We start from the raw sequence: 367 nt of genomic DNA on the forward strand, positions 1-367 counted from the left end.
TAAGAGAACAACCTGATTGATGGGCTTATGGGAAAACATCAATTTAGGCTTACTTTGTGAAAAGTAAGACACACCCTGGAGGGGTTCCCGAGTGGCCAAAGGGAGCAGACTGTAAATCTGCCGGCACTGCCTTCGATGGTTCGAATCCGTCTCCCTCCACCATATTCTTCTTACCTCTTTCGAGAGTTAAGAGAACAACCTGATTGATGGGCTTATGGGAAAACATCAATTTAGGCTTACTTTGTGAAAAGTAAGACACACCCTGGAGGGGTTCCCGAGTGGCCAAAGGGAGCAGACTGTAAATCTGCCGGCACTGCCTTCGATGGTTCGAATCCGTCTCCCTCCACCATATTCTTCTTACCTCTTT

2 tRNA genes are annotated in these 367 nt (G+C 47.4%); both read left to right on the forward strand.

Annotation, left to right across the window (positions count from 1 at the left end):
• Window positions 1-77 precede the first annotated feature (77 nt).
• Window positions 78-162 (forward strand) — tRNA-Tyr (locus ATB74_RS23510).
• Between the two features lie 102 nt (window positions 163-264).
• Window positions 265-349 (forward strand) — tRNA-Tyr (locus ATB74_RS23515).
• The last annotated feature ends 18 nt before the right edge of the window (window positions 350-367 follow it).

This window comes from Vibrio splendidus (genome assembly GCF_001557875.1).
Lineage (GTDB): Bacteria > Pseudomonadota > Gammaproteobacteria > Enterobacterales > Vibrionaceae > Vibrio > Vibrio splendidus_F.